5 protein-coding genes are annotated in these 3,255 nt (G+C 67.1%); 4 read left to right on the top strand and 1 reads right to left on the bottom strand.

Annotation, left to right across the window (positions count from 1 at the left end):
- From ACOJSF_RS13160 to ACOJSF_RS13150, 3 genes are all read left to right on the top strand, one after another.
- Positions 1 to 991, top strand: a 991-nt coding sequence (locus ACOJSF_RS13160; protein WP_420142653.1) for a S10 family peptidase, incomplete at its 5' end; no start/stop codon positions are given.
- Between the two features lie 74 nt (positions 992 to 1,065).
- On the top strand, positions 1,066 to 1,491 hold the full coding sequence (locus tag ACOJSF_RS13155; protein ID WP_420142652.1) for a hypothetical protein: 426 nt from the start codon (positions 1,066 to 1,068) through the stop codon (positions 1,489 to 1,491).
- Entirely contained in the window at positions 1,463 to 1,918 is a 456-nt protein-coding gene (locus ACOJSF_RS13150; protein WP_420142651.1) for a cupin, read from the top strand. Before ACOJSF_RS13155 ends, ACOJSF_RS13150 begins: the two co-directional genes overlap by 29 nt.
- Here ACOJSF_RS13150 and ACOJSF_RS13145 read toward each other — a convergent pair.
- Positions 1,915 to 2,598 (bottom strand): HAD hydrolase-like protein, encoded by a 684-nt coding sequence (locus ACOJSF_RS13145; RefSeq protein WP_420142650.1) that lies wholly within the window; start codon positions 2,596 to 2,598, stop codon positions 1,915 to 1,917. The genes ACOJSF_RS13150 and ACOJSF_RS13145 overlap by 4 nt on opposite strands.
- A gap of 364 nt (positions 2,599 to 2,962) precedes the next feature.
- Here ACOJSF_RS13145 and ACOJSF_RS13140 point away from each other — a divergent pair.
- Positions 2,963 to 3,255 (top strand): NADPH-dependent FMN reductase (locus tag ACOJSF_RS13140; RefSeq protein WP_420142649.1); only part of this gene is annotated, 293 nt, incomplete at its 3' end.

Genomic DNA, 3,255 nt, shown 5'->3' with positions numbered 1-3,255 from the left:
GGACGCCAAATCGATGGCCGAGTTCATCCGGCTGTGGCTGTCCGAACATGGCCGCTGGAACGCGCCCAAATATATCGGCGGCGAAAGCTACGGCACCACCCGCTCCGCCGCGGTGATCCACGAGCTGGAGGGCAGTTACACCGACGTCGCGGTGAACGGGATCATCCTCATCTCGTCCATCCTCGATTTCAGCCAGGCGGCGGACGTGCCCGGCAACGAGCTTGGCTATGTGACCAACCTGCCGTCGATGGCGGCGACCGCCTGGTTCCACAACAAGGTCGAGGGCAAGCCCGCAACGGTCGAGGCGTTCGTCGACGAGGCGCGGCAGTTCGCGATCGGGCCCTATGCCTCGGCGCTGCTGAAGGGCAATTCACTCACCGCCGCCGAACGCCAGCAGATCCTGCCGCAACTGTCGCGGTTCACCGGCGTATCGCAGGCCTATCTGGCGAACGCGGACCTGCGCCTCTCGCCCAGCCGCTTCTACAAGGAGCTGCTGCGCGACCGGGGGGTGGTGATCGGCCGGCTGGACACGCGCTATACCGGCCGCGACTATGACAATGCGGGCGAGACGCCGGACAACGATCCCAGCTTCTACGCGATCGACGGCGCCTATACCGCCGCGATGAACGCCTGGTCGCGCGAAGGTCTGAAATATTCCCCCGACCTCACCTATTCGTCGATCGGCGGGACGCGCGACTGGGACTGGAACATCGGCGAGGGGCCGCGCGGCGGCTCCGGCTATCTCAACGTCGCGCCGTGGATCGGCAAGGCGATGCGCGAGAATAGCGGGCTGCGCGTGTTCGTCGGCCAGGGCTATTACGACTTCGCCACGCCGTTCTTCGGTGCCGAATATTCGCTCAACCGGACGGGTATGCCAACCGACGGACGGATCGTCTGGCAATATTATCACTCGGGCCACATGATGTATGTGCGCGAGGACGACCTGAAGAAATTGTCGGCCGACATTCGCGCCTTCATTCGCGCACGGTAGCAGACCGGACCAGGCGGCGCGGCGGTTTGCCGCGAAGGGCGTTCCAGCGGCGCCCTATTCCAAGACGTACGCGCTTGGGCCATCCGCCTCGTCGCTCGCTGATCGCGCTGGATTCGGCCAACGCCGTGCTCGCCGAGGTGCGCGCCGGGCTGGGGCCGTATCTGGCTATCTATGGGGTTGGGGGGCGCGAGCCGAGCCTTGGCGGGCCCGCGGCGAGCGCGGGCGGGCTGATGCGCGCTTTTTCCGATCGTCGTCGCCGACCTGACGCGCGGCACGAGTCGGTTCAACGTGCCGCAGGGGCGGTGGCGATGGTACAGGGGCTGGACGCGGCGCTGTCCGCCAGACTGGCCGGCGCGATCGTCGTGCTGGGCGGGTTCGGCCCGGCGTTCCTGACACTGGCGGGGGTCGGGGCGGCCGGACTGGTCTTCCATGCGTTGTTCATTCCCGAAACCCGACCCAGCGAGACCGCCGATGGACCGCTTCCTGCTCCCGCCGAATGAGGGCATCCCGAACAATCCCCTGATCGCCGTCCGCCTGTATCGCGGCGTGGCAGCCGGTGCGGCGGCATTCGAGACGATCTTCGGGGCGCACGGCTGGCCCGCCCAATGGCGCGACGGCGTGTTCGACTATCATCATTATCACTCGACCGCGCACGAGGTGCTGGGCTGTTATGCCGGGCAAGCGACGCTGATGATCGGTGGGCCGGGCGGCAGGCGGGTCGACCTGGGCGCAGGCGACGCGATCATGCTGCCCGCCGGTACCGGGCAGCGATGCGAGGGCGCGAGTAGAGACTTCGCGGTCGTCGGTGCCTATCCGAAGGGGCAGGAGTGGGACATCGTGACCGATCCGGCTGACGATGCGGTCCGCGCGCGCATCGCCGCGGTGCCCGCGCCGCCCCGCGACCCCGTCACGGGCGGCGATTTCTAGCGCGTCAGCAGCCGCGCGACTGCGCCGGGCGTGTCGAACAGATGATCGGGCTCCAGCGCGCACAACGCTTTGGGATGGGCATAGCCCCAGCCGACCCCGCCGCAGCGGATGCCGCAGCGGCGCGCCGCCTCGATATCGCGGGTTTCGTCGCCGATCGCGAAGGCTTCGTCTGCGGCCACCCCGGCACGCTTGAGCACGCGGCGAAAGCGCGGCGCCTTGCCATAGAGCGAGCTGGCGCATTCCCAGATCTCGAACCGCCGCGCGTTCTCCTCGCCCAGGATGCGGCGCGCGTTGATCTCTGCGTTCGAGGTGACGAGCGCGAGGCGGATGCCGGCATCGTGCAGCGCCGCCAGCATCTCGGTCACGCCGTCGAACAGCGATACCTCATGCGTATGGAGCGCGAACAGGGTGCGCGTGTAGCGTGCGATGAACGGCAGCTTCCACGCCGGTATGCCCAGGTGACGGACGACGTCGCGGGTTGGCCAGCCGCGCAGCCGTTCGACTTCGGCGGGCTCGACGGTGCGGAAGCGATAGCGCTGCGCGAGATGATCGACGATGCCGAGGAACCAGTGGCCGCTGTCCGACAGCGTGCCGTCGAAGTCGAAGATGACGAGGCGGACGGGGGGCGGTTCGGACGACACCGGAACGGTTTGGCGAAGCGTGCGCGGCGACGCAAGCATGGGCGCGGCGCGAGCGGAAGAGGATCGTAAAATCGCGCGTGCATTACAAGTCTTGTTCTTCATTCGCAGATGACTCACATATCGGTCTGTGGCCCCGGCCACGATCGTTCTTCAACAAGCGAAAGGAGGTGATCCGATGTCTCATGGTTCAGCAAAGAGGTCGGTTCAGTTCGTTCGGGAGACGCGCCGCTGATGTGCTGACGCGCGCGGGCGGGGAACGTCCTTTCCCAATCAACGCCCGTGCTGTCGCAGCCACGCGGCCCGCATGGTCTCCCCGCGTCGGACACTCCGGCCGCTGACCATGTCGGAGGCTGCCGGGCCCCAAAGGGGGCTCGGCAGCCTCTTTCATGTCTGGAGAAGCGCAATGGCGCGACTGCTGATCTTCTATGGCTCGTACCGCCGCGACCGGATGGGTATCCGGCTGGCCGACTGGCTGGTCGCCGCGCTTGCCGCGCGTGGGCATGATGCGGAACTGGTCGATGCCAAGGCGGTCGGCCTGCCGATGCTTGACCGCATGTTCAAGGAATATCCCGAGGGGCAGGCGCCGGCGGCGATGGCCACGCTTGCCGCAAAGATCGAAGCGGCGGACGGCTTCATCTTCGTCACCGGCGAATATAACTGGGGCATGCAGCCCGGCCTGAAGAACCTGACCGACCA

The organism is Sphingomonas sp. (assembly GCF_048594985.1).
Taxonomy (GTDB): domain Bacteria; phylum Pseudomonadota; class Alphaproteobacteria; order Sphingomonadales; family Sphingomonadaceae; genus Sphingomonas_I.
This window is presented reverse-complemented; position numbering and strand designations above follow the sequence as displayed.